The 23,442-nt window shown below is 67.0% G+C and carries 20 protein-coding genes and 1 pseudogene; 15 read left to right on the top strand and 6 right to left on the bottom strand.

The window, feature by feature from the left end; genetic code table 11:
* The 4 genes and pseudogenes from ACFTZB_RS23615 to ACFTZB_RS23600 form a co-directional block, all read right to left on the bottom strand.
* Positions 1–1,616: pseudogene (locus ACFTZB_RS23615) on the bottom strand (hypothetical protein); the annotation flags it as partial.
* 332 nt (positions 1,617–1,948) lie between these two features.
* Positions 1,949–4,552, bottom strand: a complete 2,604-nt coding sequence (locus ACFTZB_RS23610) for a protein kinase (RefSeq protein ID WP_378434551.1) — start codon at positions 4,550–4,552, stop codon at positions 1,949–1,951.
* A 314-nt stretch (positions 4,553–4,866) separates the two neighbouring features.
* Complete coding sequence (locus ACFTZB_RS23605; RefSeq protein ID WP_378434548.1) at positions 4,867–6,252, bottom strand: SLC13 family permease; 1,386 nt, start codon at positions 6,250–6,252, stop codon at positions 4,867–4,869.
* Positions 6,249–6,521: a hypothetical protein gene (locus tag ACFTZB_RS23600; RefSeq protein ID WP_378434546.1), complete on the bottom strand. Its 273-nt coding sequence runs from the start codon at positions 6,519–6,521 to the stop codon at positions 6,249–6,251. The genes ACFTZB_RS23605 and ACFTZB_RS23600 overlap by 4 nt, the downstream gene beginning before the upstream one ends.
* 427 nt (positions 6,522–6,948) lie before the next feature.
* Between ACFTZB_RS23600 and ACFTZB_RS23595 the strand changes: the two genes are divergently transcribed.
* Positions 6,949–8,058 carry a PrpF domain-containing protein gene (locus ACFTZB_RS23595; RefSeq protein WP_378434544.1) on the top strand — a complete coding sequence of 370 codons (1,110 nt, stop codon included), beginning with the start codon at positions 6,949–6,951 and terminating at the stop codon, positions 8,056–8,058.
* A gap of 4 nt (positions 8,059–8,062) precedes the next feature.
* Here the strand turns inward: ACFTZB_RS23595 and ACFTZB_RS23590 are convergent, their stop codons facing one another.
* A complete protein-coding gene (locus ACFTZB_RS23590) occupies positions 8,063–8,983 on the bottom strand; it encodes a LysR family transcriptional regulator (protein WP_378434542.1) in 921 nt (306 codons plus the stop codon).
* 176 nt (positions 8,984–9,159) lie between these two features.
* Here ACFTZB_RS23590 and ACFTZB_RS23585 point away from each other — a divergent pair, with 176 nt between their 5' ends.
* The 6 genes from ACFTZB_RS23585 to ACFTZB_RS23560 all read left to right on the top strand — a co-directional run bounded on the left by ACFTZB_RS23585 (position 9,160) and on the right by ACFTZB_RS23560 (position 14,900).
* On the top strand, positions 9,160–10,401 hold the full coding sequence (locus ACFTZB_RS23585; protein WP_378434540.1) for a CaiB/BaiF CoA transferase family protein: 1,242 nt from the start codon (positions 9,160–9,162) through the stop codon (positions 10,399–10,401).
* Complete coding sequence (locus ACFTZB_RS23580) at positions 10,401–11,186, top strand: HpcH/HpaI aldolase/citrate lyase family protein (RefSeq protein WP_378434538.1); 786 nt, start codon at positions 10,401–10,403, stop codon at positions 11,184–11,186. The genes ACFTZB_RS23585 and ACFTZB_RS23580 overlap by 1 nt, the downstream gene beginning before the upstream one ends.
* Positions 11,187–11,434: 248 nt before the next feature.
* Positions 11,435–12,613 (top strand): cytochrome P450, encoded by a 1,179-nt coding sequence (locus tag ACFTZB_RS23575; protein ID WP_378434536.1) that lies wholly within the window; start codon positions 11,435–11,437, stop codon positions 12,611–12,613.
* Complete coding sequence (locus tag ACFTZB_RS23570; RefSeq protein ID WP_378434534.1) at positions 12,610–12,807, top strand: ferredoxin; 198 nt, start codon at positions 12,610–12,612, stop codon at positions 12,805–12,807. The genes ACFTZB_RS23575 and ACFTZB_RS23570 overlap by 4 nt, the downstream gene beginning before the upstream one ends.
* Positions 12,804–13,934 (top strand): NAD(P)/FAD-dependent oxidoreductase, encoded by a 1,131-nt coding sequence (locus tag ACFTZB_RS23565; protein ID WP_378434532.1) that lies wholly within the window; start codon positions 12,804–12,806, stop codon positions 13,932–13,934. The genes ACFTZB_RS23570 and ACFTZB_RS23565 overlap by 4 nt, the downstream gene beginning before the upstream one ends.
* Positions 13,935–13,973: 39 nt before the next feature.
* Positions 13,974–14,900 (top strand): LysR family transcriptional regulator, encoded by a 927-nt coding sequence (locus ACFTZB_RS23560; protein WP_378434530.1) that lies wholly within the window; start codon positions 13,974–13,976, stop codon positions 14,898–14,900.
* Here ACFTZB_RS23560 and ACFTZB_RS23555 read toward each other — a convergent pair.
* Positions 14,897–15,484: a TetR/AcrR family transcriptional regulator gene (locus tag ACFTZB_RS23555; protein ID WP_378434528.1), complete on the bottom strand. Its 588-nt coding sequence runs from the start codon at positions 15,482–15,484 to the stop codon at positions 14,897–14,899. The genes ACFTZB_RS23560 and ACFTZB_RS23555 overlap by 4 nt on opposite strands.
* A gap of 148 nt (positions 15,485–15,632) precedes the next feature.
* Here ACFTZB_RS23555 and ACFTZB_RS23550 point away from each other — a divergent pair, with 148 nt between their 5' ends.
* From ACFTZB_RS23550 to ACFTZB_RS23515, 8 genes are all read left to right on the top strand, one after another.
* Positions 15,633–16,619 (top strand): phosphotriesterase, encoded by a 987-nt coding sequence (locus ACFTZB_RS23550; RefSeq protein WP_378434526.1) that lies wholly within the window; start codon positions 15,633–15,635, stop codon positions 16,617–16,619.
* 52 nt (positions 16,620–16,671) lie between these two features.
* Positions 16,672–17,625 carry a phosphotriesterase gene (locus ACFTZB_RS23545; RefSeq protein ID WP_378434524.1) on the top strand — a complete coding sequence of 318 codons (954 nt, stop codon included), beginning with the start codon at positions 16,672–16,674 and terminating at the stop codon, positions 17,623–17,625.
* A 14-nt stretch (positions 17,626–17,639) separates the two neighbouring features.
* A complete protein-coding gene (locus tag ACFTZB_RS23540) occupies positions 17,640–18,767 on the top strand; it encodes an FAD-dependent oxidoreductase (protein ID WP_378434522.1) in 1,128 nt (375 codons plus the stop codon).
* On the top strand, positions 18,764–19,690 hold the full coding sequence (locus ACFTZB_RS23535; RefSeq protein WP_378434520.1) for an alpha/beta hydrolase: 927 nt from the start codon (positions 18,764–18,766) through the stop codon (positions 19,688–19,690). Before ACFTZB_RS23540 ends, ACFTZB_RS23535 begins: the two co-directional genes overlap by 4 nt.
* A gap of 1 nt (position 19,691) precedes the next feature.
* Positions 19,692–20,633, top strand: a complete 942-nt coding sequence (locus ACFTZB_RS23530; protein WP_378434518.1) for an MBL fold metallo-hydrolase — start codon at positions 19,692–19,694, stop codon at positions 20,631–20,633.
* Positions 20,634–20,655: 22 nt separating this feature from the next.
* Complete coding sequence (locus ACFTZB_RS23525; RefSeq protein WP_378434516.1) at positions 20,656–22,389, top strand: CocE/NonD family hydrolase; 1,734 nt, start codon at positions 20,656–20,658, stop codon at positions 22,387–22,389.
* A gap of 56 nt (positions 22,390–22,445) precedes the next feature.
* Positions 22,446–22,811 (top strand): HNH endonuclease, encoded by a 366-nt coding sequence (locus ACFTZB_RS23520; RefSeq protein ID WP_378434514.1) that lies wholly within the window; start codon positions 22,446–22,448, stop codon positions 22,809–22,811.
* A 45-nt stretch (positions 22,812–22,856) separates the two neighbouring features.
* Positions 22,857–23,442, top strand: a 586-nt coding sequence (locus ACFTZB_RS23515) for an MFS transporter (RefSeq protein ID WP_378434512.1), incomplete at its 3' end; no start/stop codon positions are given.

The raw sequence follows: 23,442 nt of genomic DNA, 5'->3' as shown, positions 1-23,442 counted from the left end.
GGCGAGGTGCCGACGGTCACCGAGCCGATGACGGCGTTGTTTGCGTCGAGCACGGATACGCTCTTCGAACCCTGGTTTGCCACATAGGTTTTGGTACCAGCGGACACCGCACCCGACGGGTTGGATCCGACAGTGGTGGACTGCGCGACCTGCATCCGCGCCGCGGATACCGGCACCTGCACGGTCACCGGGTTGCTGGACTGCCCGGAGGTGACGGTGAACGAGTCGTAATCGGCGTCCGGGTTCAGCGCGGCCGCCTGCCGCGCCGCCTGGGTGGGAGTGTAGGTGAAATCGCCGGTGGTCGCGTCGACGGTGACGGTGCCGCGGCTCGGCTGTCCGGAGACGGCGTAACCGAGTTGGCTTCCGGACGCATTGATCGAGCCGAGCACCGCACCGGTGCTGCGGTCGGGTGCACCGACGATCGGTCCGGCAATGGATGCAGAGCTCGCGAGGGTGGATGTAGAGCTTGCGAGGGTGGATGCGGTGCTCGAGACGGCGAACGATTCGATCGGCTCGCTGGTCGTGACGGGCGCGGCAGCCAGCGATCGGCTCGCGTCGGTGATGACTGTCTTCTCCTGTCGGCGGCACCATGCCGCGGCCAGCACCCAGAACGTCGGCGACTCGATCGGTACCTGTGGGTCATTCGACAGGAACGGACGCAGCCCGAGAGCGCCGAGCACCTTCGACACGACGCTGGATGCAACTTCCACCGCCGGGGCGGGGAGAGACGGTCCCAATGCCAGCGTCCCGACCTGCTGCGCATCGGCACGGGTGTCCGATCCTGCGCGCGTCAGCGCTGTCGTCGCGCCGATCGCAGGGTTCGCCGGAACCGTCGCCGGTACTGCTTCCGGAACTGCCGCCGGCTCGACGGGGACGAGTCCGCGCACTGCCGGGGCCTCGGGCACGACGGCACGGCTCAGAGCCGCGCCGGATCCGTCCGTCACCGGGGTGGTCGACAGGTTCGGCACATTGGCGTCGCCGACAGGTGCGCTGTCGTCACCCTGCGAGGATGTCGCGGCGGCCGAATCCGATCGCTCGGTGACAGTTCTTTCCGGAGGCCGCTCGGCCGGCGCGCTCGCGGCACCGGACTCGTCTGCTGTCGTGCCCGAATCCGGCATGCCACCGCCGCTCGCAGTCGACGAACCGTCGGGTGCCGCGGGGTCGGGTGCAGTGGCAGTGTCGGGAGTCGTCGCATCGAACCCGTTCACGCCGTCGTCGGAGGACGTGGATTCGGTGCCCGTAGCGGATTGGGTGTCGGTGCCGGAGGTGGATTCCGAATCGGTGCTGGATGTGGATCGCGAATCGGTGCTGGATGTGGATCGCGAATCCGTGTTCAAGTCGCCGTTCGTCGCTGATCCGGACCTGTCGCTCGACGAGTCCGAGTCGGTACCCGAGGTGCCGGATGATGTCCTGTCCGACGAAGTCCCATCGGTGGATCGGTCCGTGGATCCCCGGTCGGACGATGTCTGGTCGGACGAGTCGGAACTCGACGACGTGGACGAGTCGCCGACGGACGGTGCTGCCACCGCCGTGCCGGCCGGCGCCCCGACCGCAAGCCCGATGCCCACTGCCACCGCCAGCTCGGTGAGGTGCCTGAGGTGCTTGTCGTTATTCATGAGTTCCTCCTCCGCGAGGACGCTTCGAACTCCAGCCCCCGGACGCACCATCCGGGGGCTGGGCCGGTTTATCGCCCCGGCCGGCGGAGCAATGACGAGTTAAGTTGGTGCCCTTGTCCGTCATCGTTGCCTCCCTGTCAGGCAACTGGTTTGAGGCTAGTTCGTGCGCCGTCATTACCGCATCGGACGTTCGCTGTATTCGGCGTCGTGAGAACCAGGCCCGATGGGCATTTCGACCCATTGGCGCGCTCGATCAGGCATCGAAGGTGGAGTGCCGCGTCCGGACAACCGGAAACCAATCCGCTTCCGGCGCGAGCATGAATCGCGACTGGTCAGTTCAGGCCGTGCTGGTAGGCGTAGGCGGTCGCGGCGGCGCGTGAGGTGACGCCGATCTTGGCGAAGATGTTGCTCAAGTGCCGTGCGACGGTCTTCTTGCTCAGCGACAGGTGCTCTGCCACATCCTGATTAGTCATTCCGGATGCGACGAGTCGTAGCACCTCGACCTCCCGGGCGCTGAGATGGTCCGGGAGTTGCGCCGGTGGTGGGGAACACCCGAGCAGTTCGTCGGTGCGCTGCAGATCCGGCATCGCGCCCAGTCGACTGAACACCACACGACATGTGTCCCATTCGAATCGCGCGGTGTCCTCGTCGCCAATCGCACAGCAGGCCAGCCCGATCAGCCGGTGGCTGCGTGCGGCCTCGTACGGCACCTCGAGGTCCGTCCAGATCTGTGCGGCGGCTCGCAGACCGGGCAGCGCACCCGCGGGGTCGCCGTCCGCGAGCCGTACCGCACCGGCAACCTGTACTGCCGCGGCCCGAACGGCCAGCGGGGCGCCGACCATGGCGGGAAGTTCCTCGGCAGCCGCCCGTGCAAGTTCCAGGTTCCCCGCAGCTATCGCGATCTCTGCCTGTGCGGGGAGCAGTTTCGCCCTCGCGAGTCGGTCCGAGGGATGTTCGACCAATGCACGGGCGAGACCGGCGGTGGCTGCGTCGGTGCGGCCTTGCGCTGCCCGCAGCAGTGCCATGCCGGGCTGCACGTCCCAGCCGTAGGTGCCGGCGTGCCCGAACGCTTCCTCCGCTGCGGCGAGGTCACCGACCAGCCGCCGAATCTCCCCGATCTGGTACCAGGCCTGGCCGGCGTCCATGGCGATGGTTCCGTTCTGCTCCGCACAGGCTTGCCGTGCTTCGTGTTCGGCGTCGGCCCAGGATCCGTGCAGGCGCAGAATTCGGGATCGGTGCATCCGGCACGAGCCGGAGACGGCCGTGGCACCGTGCTGGGTGCCCAGCCATTTCTCGAATGCGGATGTCCAGGTGCCGGCGCGACCGAAGTCCGACATGTATTCGCAGGTGTTGATCGAGCTGCAGTAGATCCACCAGGAGCTCACGGGCTTCACCTCACGTGCGGCCACGGCGATCATGGCCTCGTCGAGTAGAGCAGTGCCGCCGGAGATGTCACCGAGTGCGACGAGGGCCCGGCCTGCCTGGTGCAGGCCGACGTTGACCAGATCGGGATCGCTGAACTGTGTGCCGATCCTCGTTGCGCGGCGTGCCAACTCGAGTGATCCGTCCGGGTTGCCCGTATGGAACGCACCCTCGGCCTGAGTTAGCGACAGGTAGCCGTGCACCGCGCACTCCGGCTCCTGCTGCAGCAGACGTTGTGCACGGGAGAGCCATCCCATGGCCGGGGAGATGTCGCCGTGCATCATCGCTACCAGGTGGATTCTGATCGCGCACATGGCGGCGTCGAGATTGTCACCGTTGTCCATGCGGTCGGTGTAGATGCGGCTGCGTATCTCGACGCTGCGCTCGGGCCGGCCGGTGAGGTGGGCGGACTCGGCGAGGGCCTCGAGATCGTCCGGATCGAGAGCCGCCGATTCGTCTGCGCGGCTGAGCAGGGTGTACGCCTCGTCCCACATCTGTGCTCGGTAGGCGGCCCGACCGCGCTCCCGGTCATCGACCGTGCGACCGAACCGCGTGTCGAGTGAGGGTGTCGCGCGTCGAAGGAGTTCACCTCGGGGCGAAGCGGTAGCAGCAGCATCGGGCACGATCATCTTGTCCACATTGAGCCCGCACCCACGCTGGATCTCTTGGAGTTCGGACCCGAACTCAGCGGCAGTGGCAGGACGATCGGCGGGACTGGTGGCCATGGCCCGTTCGATGGCAGCACACGCCTTCGGCGGAAGACCCGCCCCACGTATGTCGGGAATCGGCTGCGTGGTGATTCGCAGGAACTGGGCGATCAACTGCTCGTCGCTCCTGCGTTCGAAGGCGGCGTGACCCGTGATTGCGCAGAACAATGTCGCGCCCAGGCCGTAGACGTCCGTCGCCGGAGTGGATGGCTCACCCTCGAGCACTTCGGGAGCGGTGAAGGCCGACGAACCCGTAACCGGGCCGGCGGATGTCTCGAAGGCTCCGGCGATGCGCGCGATACCGAAGTCGGTCAACTGCGGCTCGTCGTAGTTGGTGATCATGATGTTTGCGGGCTTGACGTCGCGGTGGAGTATTCCGTTCCGGTGCGCAGCCTCGAGCGCACCGGCCAGTTTGACCCCGAGACCCATCGCATCACCCAAGTCGAACGGGCCGGCCCGGCGGATCTTTTCCTCCACCGAACCACCAGGGTGGTACTGCATCACGATGTAGGGTCGGCCACTCCGGGTGACCCCGACTTGATGGACGTCGACGATGTTCGGATGCCCCGACAGTCTGCCCATCGCCTGCTGTTCGCGGATAAACCTTTCGCGCTCGTCCTGTTCCACGTCGGCGGTGAACACCTTGATCGCGACCATGCGGTCCAGAGAAGGCTGCAGACAGCGATACACGATGCCGAAGCCACCCCGTCCGATCTCGATTGCATCGTCGAACCCGTCCGCAGCCAACTCCGCCGTGACCGCCGAAATGGGATCACGAGGGGTTTCCGACGGGTCGTCCTCGGGCATGGGCTATCTCGATTTCTCGACTTGTGGCATCAACAGTGACGGAGGAGTCTCTTCGGCCTGCGCCGGTCACCGCAACCAGTCGTACGAGCAGCACCACGACAGGTCACCGCGCCCTCCTCGGATTTACAGACCGCATGGTTGTTTCATTTCAACCCTAATTCCCGGTCCCATTGGCAGGTAGGCCCAGCTATACATTGGCGCAGGTCCAATCTGTGGATACCGCCGCGGCCTGGTCGACCGTCTTCCCGCCACTTCCCCTACGAACACGACCGCCAACTCGGGTGAGGTGGCGGTCGCGGCCTTCATCGGGGTGCTCAGAACAGTGCGGGGACGGCGACCAGGATGAACCAGCACAGTGCGGGTGCGACTGCGACGACGATGCCTGCGTTGAGGAGAAGCTGGCGGTAGAACGCGGGGCGTTCGATGTTCTGGGCGTTGGCGAGGACGAGGGCGCCGTTCGTGGAGAACGGGGACACGTCGACGACGGTCGCCGAGATCGCCAGCGCCGCGACGACTCCGACGACGGGGAGCGCGCCGGTCTGCAGCAGGGGCAGGGCGAGCGGGATGATCGCGGTGAGCAGTGCGGTCGAGGATGCGAACGCGGACGTGACGCCGATGACGTAGCACAGGACGAACGCGACCAGCAGTGGTGCGCCGACGGTGATGGCCATTTCGGCGAGGTGGTCGATGGTGCCCATTTCCTCCATGATCGAGATGTAGGTGACCATGCCGGCGACGAGTAGGACGGTGGACCAGCTGATGCCGGCGATGGCTTCGTTCTGCTTCGACAGATCGGTGAAGGCGAGGACCGCGCCGGCGGCGATGGCGACGAAGCTGATCGGCAGATGCAGCACCAGCACGAGTACGAGCACGGTGGCGATGAGGAACAGGGTGAGCTTCTGGACCCGGGTCACGGGGTGCGCGTCGGGCACGACGCTGGTCGCCGTCTGCGCGCGAGTGAGTACCTGCGTCCCGCCCGACGAGCCTGCACCGCCGGTGGTCGGCGTCCGATCCGGTGCCCCGACGGTGGTGGGACGCGTTGTACCGCTGCCGGTTTCGTCGCTCGTTCCGGTGGCGGTGTACTCGAGGTCGCGGACTCGGGCGAGGACCGAGTAGCCCACGACGGTCAGCACCGACAGCAGGAGATTGATGCCGTAGCTGGCGAAGAACAGCGTCCAGGGCGCGATGGTCAGGCCGCTGGAGTTGACGATGTCGGTGACGAGGACGCCGGAGACCGAGATCGGCGAGAACGCGCCGGCGTGGGCGCCGTTGATCGTCATGATGCCCATCACGAGCGGACTCATCCGGGTGCGCGCGGCGAACGACATCGCCGCGGGCGAGATCAGCGCGACCGCCGCGGGGCTGAAGGTGCCCAGTGCCGTCAGCACGGAGGCGGAGAAGAAGAACACCCAGGGAACGATCACCGTCCGGCCGCCGACTGCGCGGATGCAGGCGTTGACGAGGAGGTCGATGGTGCCGTTCCTCTTGGCCATGCCGAAGAAGTAGGTGACGCCGATGATCGTCAGGACGATCGAACTCGGGAATGCGGCGAGGATTTCCTTGTCGTCGTATCCGAGGGCGAAGGCTCCGACGAGGAAGGCCCCGATGAAGCCCAGGATGCCGATGTTGATGGGGAAGATGGTGGCGATCACGAACATCGCGACCAAGGCGATCAGGGGGAGTATTTCGATGGAGGTCATGGTCGTTCTTTCGCTTGCTGTCCGGCAGGGTCGCCTGCCTGGTCGTCGGCTGTTCCGGTTGCGTGAACAGAGGGGGCCTCGACGCGTCCGAGGGCACTGAATGGCGGTGCCAGGGTGCGCGTGCGCGGCGTCTCCCGACTTGTGACGGGGTCACGGTGCGGGGTCGGAACGGGCGCGGTGGAATCGACCAGTTCGGTGGACAGCTCCCAGACCCGGTCCCGGTCGGCGGGAACGTCTTCGCTTGGGGGTAGCGGGCTCGTGGTTCGCATGTCACATCCTCTCGTCGATCATGTCCTACATCACGTTAGAGACGGCAGATGTTCAGAACAATGTCACGTTTCTACCCGGGGGTTCAGTTCTGCTTAAGTCATGCCGGCGGCGTCGTGCCCAGGTGATCGTCGTGCTGATGGCGCCGCTGTGGGCCGTCCACCTCGACGAACGGCGATGTCCCCGGTCCTACCCGGCCGCCGGCCGCCGTGTGTACCGTCCTCTACGGGCGCTCTACCCGGCGATGTAAGCCGCTCTTAAGGGTCGTCCTCACATTCGAAATTGTGCTCCACCCAGGTGGGGCGCAGGGTTGACGGTGTCACCGCTGGAGATTCAGTTCCCTTACCCCGATCAGAGCCTTCGGCGGTGCCTCAGACTTCGTCACGAATGAAAGGCGGCCGGGCGGTGTTCACACTCCGTGGAACCTGGATGCGAGGGGGCACCAGCAAGTGCTGGCTCTTCAACGCGGTTGATGTCGACCCTCTGGTCGAGCAGGCGGGCGGGATCGACGCCATACTCACCTCGGCCTTCGGTTCGGGTGACCCCCGTCAGCTCGACGGCGTGGGCGGCGGCAGCTCGACAACATCCAAGGCCGCGATCGTGCGCCGATCCGCCGAGCCGGGCATCGACGTCGAGTACCTGTTCGCACAGGTCGCGATCGGTGACCGCCGGGTCGAGTGGGGCAGCAACTGCGGAAACTGCGCCACCGGGATAGGGCTGTATGCGCTGCAGTCCGGGCTCGTCGCGGTCGACAGTGCGACGACGATCGTGCGGATGCGCAACACCAACACCGGTGCAATCCTCACCGCCGAGATCGCGACCCCGGGCGGGGTGATCCCCACCGAGGGGGTTGCCGCCGTGCCGGGGACCAGTGCGCTCGGCGTTGCGGTTGCCCTGACCTTCACCGGCCTCGCCTCCGGTACCGCACTGCTGCCCACCGGGTCGGCGTCCGATTCGATCGCGCTCGGTGATCGCCGCTACCGGGGCACGATGGTGGTCGCCGGGGCGCCGGCCGCGCTGTTCGACGCCGCCGACCTGGGCCTGAGCGGGGCGGAGGACAATGCGGTGATCGCCGACCACCTCTCCGTTCTCGTGGCTTTGCGGCGCGAATCGTCGCTGCGGATGGGACTGAGCAAGCCCGGTGACCCGATCTCGCATGCCATTCCGAAGGTCGGTGTGATCGGCCCCCCGCGGGACTATCGCACCAGCGCGGGCATCGACATCGCCGGCGAGGACTACGACGTCTCGGTCCGCATGCTGTCCATGCTCGCCCCGCATCCGGCGATCGGCCTGACATCGGCCGTCGCCGTCGCCGCGGCCGCCACCGTGCGAGGGGGAGTGGTGGCAGACAACGCCCGGGTGCGGTGGCCCGGATCGCTGCGACTGGGAACGGCCGCGGGCGTCCTCGACATCGACCTCACCACCTCCCACGACGGAGTGATCGAGGCGGTCTCACTGCACCGCGCGGCGCGGCGCATCGCGGCCGCCGAACTGTTCGTCGCGTCCCCGGCTGCCGTGCTGGCGGGAACCGCACGGTGACCCGCTAAGCGTCGGCGAAACCTTCCTCGAGGCGTCGCGCTGCCGCCATGCACAGTGTGATGGCCGCTTGGGCCGCCGGACTCAGCCGACGCTCGGTCAGGTGTGCGACGAGGATCCGGCGCTGCGGCGAGCGGGTGGCGAGCGGGATGGACCGGACGTCGGGGCGGGGATTGAGGACCGCCAGCCGCGGCGCGATCGACACCCCCAACTCGACCCCCACCATGGCCTGCACCTCCCCGTAGTCGTGGGCGAGGAAACTTGTCCGAGGGCTGAATCCGCCTTGCTGGCAGAGCCTTTCGAGGGTGTGGGCAACCGGGTGATCGTCGGCGCGCACCACCCACGACTCGTCGCGGAGTTCGGTGATCCTGATCGACTCCCGGTCGGCGAGGCGGTGCTTTTCCGACACCAGGAGCAGGGTCGGATCGTTCATCAGGTGGTGGTACGTCAGCAGTGGGTCGTCGATCCGGTTCCACTCGTAGTCCCACAACAGGGACAGCTCCGTCTCCCGGCGGCGAAGCGAATCGACGAGCTGGGCGAATCGTCCACTGAGGACGCGCAGGTCGATGCCGGGGTGGTGGGTCTTGAATTCCTTGATCACCAGCGGCAGCAGCGAGGATCCGGCCGTGGGGAAGGTTCCGATCGCGAGTTCTCCCGCACGTAGTCCGTGGATCTCCGCGAGTTCGGCGTCCGCGGCCTCGAGTTCGATGAGGATCCGTTCGGTGTGTTTGACGATGGAGCGGCCGGCGTCGGTGAGCATGATGCCGCGCGCGTGCCGTTCCAGCAGCGGTTGCCCGGCCTCCTTCTCGAGCTTGGCGATCTGCTGCGAGACCGCCGAGGTGGTGTATCCGAGCGCCGCGGCAGCCGCGGTGATGGAGCCGTGCTTCGCGACCTCGCACAGCGTGAACATCCGCGTCGTGTCGAGCACGTCAGCCACCTGCCTTTAGAAGAATTTAAAGGGAGTCAAGATACTTGCGATTGTACTTCACTCGGGCGGGTGACAGATTGGAGTCCGCACACGCGGGAAAGGCGCCGCCCGACTTCCACGCAGGGCGCCACCACCCTTCCGTCTCCATCATCTCTCGACACTGCCGAGGACTGCCCATGAGCGTGAATCCACACGATGACACCCTGACCTCGAGTTCGCCTGGGAAGGCGAACCGCGGTCCGCTGCAGGGGATCCGAGTTCTCGACATCAGCACCGTGTACGCCGCTCCGATCACCGCGATGCTGCTGGGCGACTTCGGCGCCGAGGTGATCAAGGTCGAGCACCCGACGGGCGACCCCGCCCGATCCCACGGGGCGAACAAGGACGGCCACGGACTGTGGTGGAAGGTCATTGCGCGCAACAAGAAGTGCATCACCCTCGACCTCGGCACTCGCGAGGGCCAGCAGATCCTGCGGGATCTGGTCGTCGACGTCGATGTGCTCGTGGAGAACTTCCGACCCGGAGTGCTGGAGAAGTGGGGGCTCGGACCCGACCTGCTGATGGCGCTCAATCCGGGCTTGATCATGTTGCGGGTCACCGGCTTCGGACAGGACGGGCCCTACGCCCAACGTCGCGCCTTCGGTACCCTCGCCGAGGCGATGAGCGGATTCGCACACCAGACCGGTGAGGAGGACGGCCCGCCGACGCTGCCTCCGTTCGGTCTCGCCGACGGTGTCGCCGGCATTACCGGCGCCTTTGGCGTGGTCACGGCACTGCTGCACCGCAACAGCCCCGAAGGCGCCGGGCAGGGGCAGGTCATCGACCTCTCGCTGCTCGAACCCCTGGTCGGCATCCTCGGCCCGGGTCCCACCGCCTTCGACCAGCTCGGCGCGATCGCCGGCCGCCAAGGCAACCGCTCGCCCAACAACGCCCCCCGCAACACGTACCTCACCAAGGACGGCCGGTGGGTGGCGATCTCGGCCAGTGCCACCTCCGTCGCCGAACGGGTCATGCGCCTCGTCGGACGAGCTGACCTCGTCGAACAGCCGTGGTTCGCCTCGGCCGCGGAACGCAGCCGCAACGGCGACCTCCTCGACGAGGCGGTCGGGAAATGGATCGCCGCCCGCCCGTTCGACGAGGTCGTCGCCGAGTTCGAGCGCGTCGGCGCCGCCCTCGCACCCATCTACGACGTCGAGCAACTGATGAACGACCCGCACGTCCGCGCCCGCGACATGATCACCACCGTCGACGACGAGGACCTCGGGCCTCTCGCCATGCAGAACCTCATGGTGCGCATGCTCGGCACCCCGGGCGCCATCCGATTCCCCGGACGGCGACTCGGACAGGACAACACGCAGATCTACCGCGACACACTCGGATTGAATGTCGAGAATCTACAGGAGAAGGGTGTCATCTGATGGCCCGCAGCTACCTCTTCGTGCCCGGACACAATGAGAAGCTCCTCGGCAAGGTCTTCGACGCCGGTGCGGACGCGGTGATCCTCGACCTCGAGGACGCGGTCCCGCCGGAGTACAAGGATGCCGCCCGCGCTCGCGTCGCCGACACTCTGACCATCCACCCGGCGTGGGTGCGCATCAACGCTGTCGGCACCGCGCTCGCCGCCGACGATCTGGCCGCGGTCGCCGACCGTGCTCACGGCATCCGCATCCCGAAGGTCGACTCGGTCGACGACGTGCGGTGGGTGCGGGACCGGGTACCGGAGACGCCACTGATCTGCGCGATCGAAACCGCGAAGGGAGTCGCCAACGCCCCGGCCATCGCCGCCGAACCCGGCGTCGAACACCTCGCCCTCGGCGGCATCGACCTCCGGAAAGACCTCGGCATCGGCGACGGGGACGCCCCGCTGCAGTACGCGCGATCGCACCTGGTCATCGCCTCCCGGGCCGCGGGCATCGCACCACCGATCGACAGTGTCTACCCCCTCCTGCGGGACACTGACGGACTCGCCCGGCAAGCCGCCCACGCCCGCTCTCTCGGCTTCGGCGGCAAATCCGCGATCCACCCCTCCCAGCTGCCGATCATTCACACCGCCTTCATCCCCGGCGAGGACGAACTCGTCTGGGCACGACGGGTTGTGAACGTCTTCGCGAAATCGGGCGGAGCGGCCGTCCAGCTTCCGGACGGCGAGTTCGTGGATCTGCCCGTCGCCGAGCGGGCTCGTAGAATCCTCCAGTCTCAGTAGCCCTGCAGAAACGGCTGTTGATCGCCGTGCAGGCGAGGGTGGCCGCGCAGTGACGGCGACGATCCTGCACGGCGAAGACATCCCGGCTTCTGCACGTGGCAGCAAATGTGCGAACCGGATCCCGCGTCCGCGGTGTGCCGCGACCACGGATGAGGGCACCACTTGGCGGACGTACATCAATCTTGTTCATGTCTGTACATGCCTAATATGAGTTGGATTTATGTGAGTGGACTCACTTCACTGGAGGCATGAACAGAAGCACTCCGGCGAGCAGCGATACGGACCTCTTCGCCGACGAGGTCGTGATCGACCCCTACCCGACGTACGCCGAACTCCGCGATCTCGGTGCGGTGGTACATCTGCCCGCCAACGACGTCTATGCCCTGACCCGCTACGACGTCATCCGCGACGCGTTGGCCGATCCGGGCACCTTCTCGTCCCGGACGATCGGCTTCAATTCCGTGGTCAACGAGGCGCTTCAGGGCACTTCGCTGGCCTCCGACCCGCCGATCCACACCGAATTGCGCGCGACGCTTTCCGAGAACCTCTCTCCACGGGCGCTGCGGGGGCTCCGGGATCAGATCCACACCAAGGCCGATGCGCTGGTCGCGGACCTGGTCGCCAGGGGATCGTTCGAGGCCATCGATGCGTTGGCGCGCGCCTTCCCGCTCGAGGTCGTCGCGGACCTGATCGGTTTCACCGGTGAGGTGCGCGACAACATGTTGCGCTGGGGACAGGCCGCGATGGAAGTCATCGGTCCGATGAATCAGCGGACCGCGGAGAACTTCCCGATCGCCGGCGAACTCTACGGTTGGTGCACCGGGGTCGGGGCCGCCGATCTGGCGCCGGGGTCGGTCGGTCGCGGCATCTTCGACGCCGAGGACCGCGGCGCCATTCCTCCCGGCACCGCCGGCCACATCATCCACCAGTACCTGGGCGCGGGTGTCGACACCACGATCGCCGCGCTCGGCAACATCGTCGCGCTCGTCTCGGCTTTCCCCGATCAATTCGACCTGGTCCGCGGAGATTCCGCGCTGGTGCCGGCGGCCTTCAACGAGATACTCCGGTTCTGGGCGCCGGTCCATGCCTGGGGCCGTTCGGTGACCCGGGACGTGAACATCGACGGCACCCTCGTGCCGGCCGGATCCCAGGTGGCGATCCTGTTCGGCGCAGGCAACCGCGACCCGCGGCACTACGAGAACCCGGACGCCTTCCTGGTCCAGCGAAATCCCGTCGACCACCTCTCCTTCGGATACGGACCGCACGGCTGCGCCGGCCAGGGCCTGGCCCGCTTGGAAGCCCACGCCGTCATCGGGGCACTCGCCGTCCACGCGCAGCGGCTGGTGGCCGCCGAGCCGGTTCGGTTGCCCAGCAACATCACCCGCTCCATCGACGCACTCGAGATCCTGAAGGTGGTTCCAGCATGACAAGAATCGTGATCGACCGGCCTCGCTGTGAAGGTCATGGACTGTGCGAAGAGATCGCTCCCGATCTGATGCACCTCGACGACGCGGGCGAACTGATCCTCGACGTCGACGACATCCCCGAGGGAAGCCCGGAACTCACGGACGCCGGCGCCGCGGTCCGGGTCTGCCCCGTGGCCGCACTCAGGCTCGCATGAAACTCATCGAAGTTCCCGAACGAATCCTGGTCATCGGCAACGGGATCGCCGGCCAGACCGCGTGTGACAGTCTCCGAGCCGCGGGTTTCGACGGCGATCTGACCATTGTGGGAGCCGAACCCCGGGCGGCGTACTCGCGGCCCGCGCTCTCCAAGGCGCTCCTGGTCGACGGGGGTTCCCACGAACTGGCACCCCCCACGCACGAGGCGACCGAGGTGCTCGGGGTGGCGGCCGTCGACCTCGACGTCGAGTCCCGCCGGGTGCGTCTCGACGACAGTTCGGACCTGACCTACGACGGACTCGTGATCGCCACCGGTTCCAGGGCGCGGCGCCTGGGCGGCGACGACAGCGTGGAGTTGTCCTTGCGCACCGTGGACGACGCCCTGATCCTCCGGGAACGGCTGGCGGCCCGGCCCACGGTCGTGGTCGTCGGTGCCGGTCCGCTGGGCATGGAGATCGCATCCGCGGCCCTGTCGGCGGGGTGCCGGGCCACGCTGGTAGCCGACGGCCCGCCGATGCTGTCGCACTTGGGGCGCTGCCTGTCCGAGACGTTCACCGCGGCCGCGGTAGCCCGAGGACTCACGGTCGTCATCGGCTCGGCTGCCGGGATCGACGACGCGCATGGGGTGGTCCTGCGCGACGGATCACGAGTCGACGCCGACCTGATCGTCAGTGCGATCGGCGACATACCCGACACGGAGTGGCTGGCCACCAGCGGACTGCTGACCGGCGGCCGTCTCGAGGTGGACTCGCGAGGCCGGGTCCGGCCAGACATCGTCGCGGCCGGGGACGCCGCCGCCGTTCCCACGCCTACGGGAGTGCGTCGAATTCCGCTGTGGAGCAGCGCTATCGAGCAGGCGAAGGTCGCTGCCCACGCGCTCCTGACGGGCGACGATGCGCCGGAACTCGACCTCGAACCCTACTTCTGGACCGAGCAGTTCGGGCTGAACCTCAAGGCCACCGGCCACCTACCGGCCGCCGGTGAACCCGAGTTCCTGCTCGGCGACAGCCCGCACGGACCGTCGGTGATGCGCTGGACCCACGTCGGCGGTGACGGTGTCGCGGTCGCCGTCAACCATCGGATCCCGATCCCGAAACTGCGCCGCATGGCCGCCGCGGCCGGATGACGTCGACCCCTCGGGAGGAGGACGCGTAACTTCGTGTGGATGAACCAACCCGGTGATCACTCGAGTGATCTCGGCCTGGAGCGGCTCGCCTCGGTCAACCTCAACTTGCTGGTGCCGTTGCTGGCCCTGCTCGAGGAAGGATCGGTCACCCGCGCCGCGGCCCGGGTCGGCATGTCCCAACCCGCGATGAGTCATGCCCTGGGGCGGATGCGCCGACTGATCGGTGACGATCTGGTGACGCGGCAGGGGAGCGGGTTGATGCTCACGCCGCGTGCCCTGGAACTCGTCGCACCACTGCGCGAAGTGCTGCGGCAGACCGCACAGGTGGTGAATTTCCCGGGCTTCGACCCCGCGCGTGACAGCCGCACCATCACGGTTGCGATGACCACCAGCACCGCATTCGTGGTCGGGCCGGGTGTGGCGCGGCTGATCGCCGAGCGGGCACCGAATGCGACTCTGCGGGTGCGCAACTTCGTCCAGCCGCAGCCAAGCGACTTCACCGACGACGGCGTGGACGTCGTACTCCTGTCCGAGGCGTTCACCTCGCCGTACCCGCGCGAGCGCCTGTACGAGAATCGCTGGGTGGTGATCGCCCACCCGGACAGCGATCCCGGGGCGTCCGCACTGGATCTGCTCACGTCTCTGCCGCATGTCACCTACGACTCCCGGCACCGGGTGGCGCCGTACGCCGCGATGGACGCGCACGGCGTGCACTACCGGATCGGGCAATTGATCTCCGACCACCTGCTCATCCCGCACATGGTCGCGTCGGCAGGCGGGGTGGCGGTGCACACCTTCCGGGTTGCCGTCGCGATGCGGGAACGGGTGGACCTCCGCATCGAGGAGTTCCCGCTGCCGGTCTCGCCGTTGGGGATCGACATGGTGTGGAATCCGCGGCTGGCGGATGCGGCGTTCATCGCCTGGTTGCGGGAGATCCTCGTCGACGCGACGGCTTTCGAGTTCTAGTCGTCCGACGCGAGTAGGTGGCACCAGGAGTCGGTGAGTTCGTCGAGGCACGCCTCGCGGGGAGTCTGCCAGCCGACCGCGAAGTAGCGGCGCGAGAGGTACTCGAGCTGACCGAACGCGAGCACGCAGCGGATCCGGCGCCGATCGGGAGGGAACCGCGTGGCCTGGTCCAGGCCCGCCGTCATGTCGCCGACGGCGGACTCGAACCACTGCTCGGTCTTGGCTGCGACGTCCGGCTCCTGGGCTGCCTGGTAGGACGCGGTGAGATAGGGCTTGATCTCGTCCCACTGTGAGAACTTGCGGTCCAGCCACTGCTGGATCCGGTCACGCGAGCCCGAGGCCACCACCGCGGTGAGTGTGGGGTCGTCGGCAGCGGTGAGTATTGCGTCGACCTTCGTCAGCAGCGCGCTCATCACGTCGGCCTTGGACGAGAAGTGCAGGTAGAAGGTCGTCCGGGTCGATCCCGCGGCGCTGGCTATGTCATCGATCGTGGTTGCGACGTAGCCCTTCGTGCCGAACAGCTCGAGCCCTTTGGCGAGGAAAAGGTCGTAGGTCATTTGCTTCTGTGCGGCGCGGAGCGACATGACCTCAGATTGTAGCCGCAGTCAACCCACGAATCAGATAGGCCATTCACAAAACGATAAATCAATTCACTTGACGATCTGTAATGTTAATGGCTACCGTGACTAGTACCACGTCATGCGCACATGACGTCGACGAAAGGAAGTGCCGATGAAGGGCTCCCAGACCGCCGAGAGAAACACCGTCCACACCGTTCTCGGCCCGGTTCCCGCCGACGAACTGGGGGTCGTCTCGGTTCACGAAGCGCTGCTGTCCGTGGTCCCGGGCGCGGAGCACGCATTCGACATCACCCCGGACCGCGCCGCGACCTTCGAGGTGCTGGTGGGGAAGCTCGCCGAATTCCGGGACCACGGCGGGCGGACGATCGTCGACAGCACCGGCATGTTCCACGGCCGCGATGTCAAGCTCTACGAAGCGCTGTCACGCACGACCGGAGTGCACATCGTCGCGTCGACGGGCATGGGACCCGAGGAAATGCTCGGCGGATACTTCCTGACGCCGCAGACCGATCCGCCGACGCCGTGGCCTGCAGACAAATTCGCCGACCTCTTCACCAAGGAGATCACCGAGGGCATGGTGGTTCCCCGGGTGGAACGCCGGGGTGCCGCAGGACTGGTGGCGACCGCCGCGAATCCCGACGGCATGACCGCCACCGAGGAGAACCTTCTCCGCGCCGCAGCCCGAACCGCCCGTGACACCGGCGTACCGGTCTCTCTCCGTTTCGGGAAGGACGCGGTGCACGACCTCGGGATCGTTGTGGACGAGGGCCTGCAGGCCGACCGCGTCGTCGTCGGCGGCCTCGACCGCAGGGATGCGGTCGACGCCGGCGCGCCGCTCGAGATCGCCCGCCGCGGAGCCTACGTCGCCCTCGACCACGTGGGTGCGGACGGCGGGCTGTACGTCACCGACGCCGAGCGCGCCACCCTCATCCGCGAACTGGTCGACGCCGGTCATGGCGACCGAATCCTCCTGTCGAGCAACGCTACCGGCGTGTCGGTGGGAGAACCGGGTCTCGATCTGCCGTTCAGCTACATCCTGTCGGCTTTCGTGCCGCGTCTCACCGCGCAGGGACTCGGCGTCACCGACATCCAGCGCATGCTCGCAGACAACCCGCGCGACCTGCTGTCGGTGCGCTGAGCGCCCGAACCCACGTCATCGAAGAATCGTCCTTCCCGAAGGGGAGTTTCCTGTGTCAAGAGTGAACACCGTCCTGGGATCGATCCCGGCCGAAGAGTTGGGCATCGTCGCCGTCCACGAGCACATCGGATACGGCATGCCCGGCTCCGAGCTGGACACGAGGTGGTGGAAGACCCCCGAGGAGCGGTACCAGGAGACCGTGCCGAAACTGCGCAAGTTCCACGAGTACGGCGGCGGAACCTTCGTCGACGTCACCGGAATCTGCAACGGCCGTGACGTCGACTACTACAAGTCGCTGTCCGCGAAGACCGGCGTCCACATCGTCGCCTGTACCGGCTTCGTCGGCGGCGACACCGCCCTGCCGTTCTTCGAGCGGGCGAGCGTCGACTACCTGACCGAGCAGTTCCTCCACGAGATCACCGTCGGCATCGGCAACACCGGCAGCCGCGCCGGAGTCATCAAGGTCGGCGTCAGCCGCGGTGGCAAGATGACCGACCTCGACAAGCGCATCTACCGGGCCGCGGCTCGCGCCGCACTCGAGACCGGCGTACCGATCCTGACCCACCTGGCCATCGACGCCGAGAACGCCATCGCGATCTTCACCGAAGAAGGACTCCCGCTGCACCGCGTGCTGTTCGGGCACGCCGACGACGGAGTCAACGCGTCGAAGACACGTGACCGGTGGATCGCCGAACAGGGCGGCCGCGTCGGCTTCGACACCTTCGGCTACGAAACCGAACTCGAGGACCCGCCGTTCTGGGCCCGCCCGCGCAAGGAACGACTCGACCACTTCCTCGGGTTCCTCGCCGCCGGTCACCTCGATCAGGCGCTCGCCGGCGTCGACGCCAACTGCAGCCCACTCGGTTGGCCCGGAGTCAAGGGGCACACCTGCAACTACCTGTTCGAGGACCTCATCCCGGATCTGCGCGAGGCAGGCCTGGACGAGGCGACCATCACGACGCTCTTCGTCGAGAACCCGGCCGACTTCCTGACCATCCAGAACTGACTAGGACGAGAATCATGCAATCTTCGGACCTGAAGAATCTGACCGTCGCCGTCATCGGCGCCGGGTACGCCGGCGCCGCATCCGCCAAGGCCCTCAGCCTGCTCGGCGCCGACGTCACCGTGTACGAGCAGGCCACCGAGATCCGTGAGGTCGGCGCCGGCATCGGCCTGCGTCCCTCCACCATGGACCGCTTCCGCCAGTGGGGCATCTTCGACGCGATTGCGAAGGTCAGCTCACCGAGCGACTACTTCGAGATCCTCACCGCCACGGGCGAACCGATCATGAAAGAATCGTGGCCGGGTATGGACGAGTACACCGTCGAGACCCACACTCATCTGATCCACCGCGGTGACTTCATCGAGGCCCTCGTGAGCGTCCTGCCCGGCGGCATGGTCGAACTCGGCCACAAACTCGCCACCGTCGACGACCGCGGCGAGCGTTCCCTGCTCACCTTCACGAACGGCACGACCGCCGAAGCGGATCTGGTGGTCGGTGCCGACGGCATCAAATCCGTCGTGCGCCGACAACTCTTCGGCGACAACGAACCGGTGTTCTCCGGCGAGCGGGCCTACCGCGCCGTCATCGACATCGCCGACGCCCACGGCATGGTCGTCGACGACAACCTACGCATGTACATAGGCAAGGGCACCAAGGTGTATCTGCTGCCCCTGCGCCACCGCAGCCAGGTCTCCTTCGACATCACCGCCCTGTGCCCCGACAGCGACTGGGCGCCACAGGTATCCAAGGACGACATGCTCGCCACCGTCGACGGCTTCGACCCGAGGATCGTCGACATCACTAGAGACCTCGACATGAGCCTTGTCAACACCCGCGGCGTGTACGACATCGACCCGGTGGACACGTGGCATTCCGATTCGGCGGCCCTCGTCGGCGACGCCGCCCACTCGATGCTGCACCACCAGGGTCAGGGCGCGAACTCGGCGATCCTCGACGCCGGCGCACTCGCCGACGCCCTGCGGGACGCCGACACCGTCGCCGGGGCATTGGCGCTCTACCAGGCCACCCGCAAACCGGTCACCGACGAACTACAGCGCATCTCCCGTCAGGGCTGGACCGAGGACGAGGTCGACGACGTCTTCCCGGGGCAGAAGCCCACCGCTCGGACAGAGGCGACACGATGACCCTTCACCCCGCCATCGCCGAGGCCCTCGGCACACTGCCGGCTCCGCCGGACTCGCTCGACCCGGCCGTCCTGCGCGCGATCGAAGAGTCGCAGGTCGCACCGATCGACGAGCGACTGCCTCTCCACACCGTGGAGGACACGACTGCGCATACACACGTGGGTGAGGTGCCGATCCGCATCTACACCCCGGTCGAGGGCGACTCGTTCGGGGTGCTCGTCTACTTCCACGGCGGCGCGTTCTTCCTCGGAAGCCTCGACACCCACGACCACGTCGCCCGGAACCTGGCCCGCGAAACCGGACTGAAGGTCGTCTCCGTCGGCTACCGGCGCGCACCCGAGGCGAAATTCCCGGCCGGACTGGACGACTGCGACGCCGTGGTCCGCTGGGTCGTGGAGCAGGGCGAGAGCCTCGGCTGGGACGGCGATACCCTTGCGATCGCGGGCGACAGCTCCGGCGGTACGTTCGTCGCGGCCGTCGCCGCGAGGGCCCACGACGAGGGGTTCGACCGCATCACGCATCAGGTGCTGTTCTCTCCGTCCCTGGACCTGGACTTCGACATCGATCGCTACGACTCCCTCCGGGAGAATGCCGAAGGCTACGGTGTGGAGACGGCCGGGTTGAAACCCTTCAACGCGTTCTATTTCGACAGCGGCGCCGACCCCGCCGACCCGCGCGTCTCGCCCGTCAAACGCGACGACCTCACCGGCCTGCCGCCGGCCCTGATCGTCACCGCCGAGTTCGACCCGATGCGCGACGAGGGCGAGCTCTACGGCGCGCGTCTGAACGAGGCCGGGGTGAAGGCCACGGTCAGTCGCTACGCGGGAGCCAATCACGGCTTCGTCCAGCACTTCTCGTGGATCCCCGAGTTCCACCGGGCGTTCGAGGAGACCGCCGAGTTCCTGACGCGGCCGGGGGAGTGACGTGGCGAAGGACGGGACCATCCACCCGCTCGTCTCACCGTGGGGCCGGTTCGGGCTGTACAGCTTCTTCATCGATGCTCCGGAGCCGGCGATCGTCGACACCGGCATCGCGACGTCACCCGCCGAGGGCATGGCGCCCGCCCTCGAGGCCCTCGGGCGCCGTATCGAGGATGTCCGATGGATCCTGTTGACCCACGGTCACATCGACCACATCGGCGGGGCGCACGCGCTGTGGGAACTGACCGGAAGGCGCGCCCAGGTCGTCATCCACGAGGCCGACGCGCACCTGCTGCGCTCACGGCAGGCGCACGTCGACGAGTACCTGTCGGTGCGCGGGCAGTATCTGCACGACCCCGACGGTGAGGCGAAGCAGATCGCGGCGACGCACGCCGTCATCTCCGGTGAGATGGAACCGACGATGCTGGTCCGCGGCGGCGAGACCCTGCCGCTCGGAGGAGGTGTCACCGTCTCGGTGCATTCCATCCCCGGCCACACGCCGGGATCGGTGGCCTACGTCGTGGACGGTCGGAACTCCGTGTTCGTCGGCGACGCCGTCCAGGTCCACGGAGCGGCCAACGGATTCCCCGGCTACGAGAATTCGGATGCCTACCGGTCGAGCCTGGAGTACCTGCGGGACGAGATCCGCCCGAACCACCTGTACCTCGGGCATCCCTACCGGCGGGCGGACGGGGTCGCCTACGGCGTCGAACTCGACCGGGACCAGGCCGCCGAAGCGCTTCGCGAAAGCCTCGACATCGAAGGCGACGTCCGCGGCGCCGCTCACCGGTGCCTGTGCGGGGGCCTCCGCGAGATCGACTCGCCGTACTCGCCGTTCACCGCGGTGGCCGAGGACCTCGGCTACGACGGCGATCCCACTCTCGAGCCGTCCCCGTTCTTCACGACGCTGCACGGCTACCGCACGCAGTACACCCAGAAAGTCTGACACAGAAAAGGAGTCGCGCCCCATGGCCGAGTTCCAGACGTTCGACGCGGGTGGACAGACCATCCACATCCGCAAGGATCTCCGCGTCCCGATGCGAGACGGCATCGAGTTGGCAGCGGACGCCTACCACGGCGTCGACGACACACCACGGCCGGCGCTGGTGGCCCTGAGCCCGTACGGCAAAGAGCTGCAGGCACTCGCCCTCACCACACCACCGCAGCGTCGCCCCTCCCCGATGTGGGACGGCTGCATCGAAGCCGGCGACATCGCCCGCGTCGTCGAGGAGGGCTACGTCCACGTCATCGGCGATCTGCGCGGCTCCGGCGCCTCCGAGGGCGAGCACATCGGCAATTACAACGCCGGCGGCGTCTCGTTGGGCCAGGACGCATACGACTTCGTCGAGTGGGTCGCCGAACAGCCGTGGTGCGACGGCAACGTCGGCATGATCGGCATCTCCTACTTCGGGTCGATGCAGGTGCTCGCCGCCGCCGAGCGGCCGCCGCACCTCAAAGCGATCTTCGTCAGCGGCGGTCATTTCGACTTCTACGAGACCACCTATCACGGCGGCATCATGTGGTTCATGCCGCGTGCCGCCCGCGAGGGCCGCGGCGGCGACTCCGGCTGGGCCTTCACCGACAGCGTCAAGTCCCGCATGCTCGAGACGTGCTCCCCGGAGGAGCTGAGGAAGCGCGTCGCGGCGCGCCTCGCGGATCCGGATGTGGCCGCCTGGCCGAACCTGGTGCACGTGCTGAACTACCCGAATCACCACGAGGCCTGGTTCGACATCGTGATGAACGACCTGGACGGCAAGTGGTACGAGGAACGAAACCCCATCACACTGGCCCCGAACATCGACATCCCCGTCCATCTACAGATCGACCAGGGTCGCGGCTGGACGGTGGACGGCACGATCGCGCTGTTCGACGCGCTGCAGGGACCGAAGAAACTCGACATCGGCCCGTACCCACCCATGCAGTCGCGGCCGTTCGTCGAGGAACACGACAAGATGTTCCGCTGGTACGACTACTGGATCAAGGGCATCGACAACGGCGTGATGGACGAGCCGGCGGTCACCGTCCACGTCGAGGGCGCGCGCGAATGGGTCACCGGCGACCAGTGGCCGCCGAAGGACGTGGAGTACCGGTCGCTGTATCTGCGGCCGCGCGGCAAGTTGTCCACCGACCCCGAACCGATGGCCGCCCGGTACGCCGCCCCGGACGGCTTCTATCAGGCGCCGCTGACCGTCACCGACAAGGTCGAGATCCTGCGATGGGAGACCGCGCCGTTCGAGGAGCCCACGGAACTGATCGGCACCGGAGCCGCGCACCTCTTCGCTGAGATCGACCAATCCGACACCAATTTCATTCTGCGCCTGTGGGATTACGCACCGAACGAGAGACGCCAGCTGATCACGTCCGGGTACCTCAAGGCCTCGCACCGCGAACTCGACGAGCGCACTACCGAGGGCAACCCGCACCACCCACACACCCGAGCGCTGCCGGTCGAGCCGGGGACGATCGAGGAGTACGTGCTGCGCCTCTACCCCTTCGCCGCGACGTTCCGGCCGGGGCATCGTCTGGTGGCGGAACTGTCGAACGCCGAACCGATGGCGGACGAGCACAACGCGCTGCTGCCACCGGATGCGTTCCATCTGCCGGTCGGTCGTCCCGTGACCCACAAGATCTACCGGGACGCCGCCCACCCGTCTCGCCTCGTGTTGCCGTTCACGACGCACACGTCGGAGGAGAAGGTGTAGCAACATGTGTCGGCCGAGCACTGGCGCTCGCCGAGTCGTTCGGTCACGATCAACTGGTGGACCGCACCGCCCGACTCGCCCTCGCCGTCGACCGGCAGGGTGGGCGATGCCTGTGGTGTGGTCGGCGTTTCGGGCCGCTGATTCTGCCGACCACCGAACATCTGGTGCCGCGACTCAAAGGAGGGCCCAGCATCGTGGCCAATGAGGCCGCGGCGTGTCGGCGGTGCAACGCGGACCGTGGCCACATCGGTCCGGTCGACTGGCTCGCGCAGTGCCGGCGCCGACACGGATGGGCTCCGCAGGCGACCCTACTCGCGACGCTCCTGAACGCGTTGGACATCGAACTCGAGAACGTGGGTGGTCATCGCCGTGCCAGGCGGTACCTGTCCAGCCAACTACGACGCTGCCGGAGCAGTCACTGATGTGACTCGACCAGGTGTGGTCGATCGATCCGTTATCGTCGACGGATGATCGATGACGCGACTCCGTCCGGTCCAACCCGCGCTCCGACGAGCACCCGGCGGGCGGTGCTCAACACGATGAAGGGTTCGGCAGGAAACCTCGTCGAGTGGTACGACGTGTACATCTACACGGTCTTCGCAACGTATTTCGAGGCGCAGTTCTTCGACGAGAACGACTCCAACTCCACGGTGTACATCTATGCGATCTTCGCGGTCACCTTCGTCATGCGACCGGTGGGGTCCTGGTTCTTCGGCCGGTTCGCCGACCGTCGTGGCCGCAAGGCGGCCCTGATGCTCAGCATCACCATCATGTCGTCGTGTTCCTTCCTGGTGGCGGTCATGCCGACTCGCGACACCATCGGGTATTGGGCGGCGGTCATTCTGGTCGTCGCCCGGCTCGTGCAGGGATTCGCCACGGGCGGCGAATACGGCACGTCGGCGACGTACATGTCCGAAGCGGCAACCGCGAATCGGCGTGGCTTCCTGTCGTCGTTCCAGTACGTGACCCTCGTGGGCGGTCACGTCCTCGCGCAGTTCACGCTCCTGATCGCGCTCAGCGTTCTCGACGTCGAGGCGTTGCACGAATGGGGAT

The organism is Rhodococcus sp. NPDC057014 (assembly GCF_042673295.1).
In the GTDB taxonomy this organism is placed as follows: Bacteria; Actinomycetota; Actinomycetes; order Mycobacteriales; family Mycobacteriaceae; genus Rhodococcus_F.
The sequence above is the reverse complement of the archived record's forward strand: the minus strand, read 5'-3'. Positions and strand labels throughout refer to the sequence as shown.

Coding starts and splice junctions, on each gene's coding strand:
- ACFTZB_RS23610 (WP_378434551.1), bottom strand. CDS start 4,552: ATGCCCGAGGACGACCCGTCGGAAACCCCTCGTGATCCCATTTCGGCG.
- ACFTZB_RS23605 (WP_378434548.1), bottom strand. CDS start 6,252: ATGACCTCCATCGAAATACTCCCCCTGATCGCCTTGGTCGCGATGTTC.
- ACFTZB_RS23600 (WP_378434546.1), bottom strand. CDS start 6,521: ATGCGAACCACGAGCCCGCTACCCCCAAGCGAAGACGTTCCCGCCGAC.
- ACFTZB_RS23595 (WP_378434544.1), top strand. CDS start 6,949: ATGCGAGGGGGCACCAGCAAGTGCTGGCTCTTCAACGCGGTTGATGTC.
- ACFTZB_RS23585 (WP_378434540.1), top strand. CDS start 9,160: ATGAGCGTGAATCCACACGATGACACCCTGACCTCGAGTTCGCCTGGG.
- ACFTZB_RS23580 (WP_378434538.1), top strand. CDS start 10,401: ATGGCCCGCAGCTACCTCTTCGTGCCCGGACACAATGAGAAGCTCCTC.
- ACFTZB_RS23575 (WP_378434536.1), top strand. CDS start 11,435: ATGAACAGAAGCACTCCGGCGAGCAGCGATACGGACCTCTTCGCCGAC.
- ACFTZB_RS23570 (WP_378434534.1), top strand. CDS start 12,610: ATGACAAGAATCGTGATCGACCGGCCTCGCTGTGAAGGTCATGGACTG.
- ACFTZB_RS23565 (WP_378434532.1), top strand. CDS start 12,804: ATGAAACTCATCGAAGTTCCCGAACGAATCCTGGTCATCGGCAACGGG.
- ACFTZB_RS23560 (WP_378434530.1), top strand. CDS start 13,974: ATGAACCAACCCGGTGATCACTCGAGTGATCTCGGCCTGGAGCGGCTC.
- ACFTZB_RS23555 (WP_378434528.1), bottom strand. CDS start 15,484: ATGTCGCTCCGCGCCGCACAGAAGCAAATGACCTACGACCTTTTCCTC.
- ACFTZB_RS23550 (WP_378434526.1), top strand. CDS start 15,633: ATGAAGGGCTCCCAGACCGCCGAGAGAAACACCGTCCACACCGTTCTC.
- ACFTZB_RS23540 (WP_378434522.1), top strand. CDS start 17,640: ATGCAATCTTCGGACCTGAAGAATCTGACCGTCGCCGTCATCGGCGCC.
- ACFTZB_RS23535 (WP_378434520.1), top strand. CDS start 18,764: ATGACCCTTCACCCCGCCATCGCCGAGGCCCTCGGCACACTGCCGGCT.
- ACFTZB_RS23525 (WP_378434516.1), top strand. CDS start 20,656: ATGGCCGAGTTCCAGACGTTCGACGCGGGTGGACAGACCATCCACATC.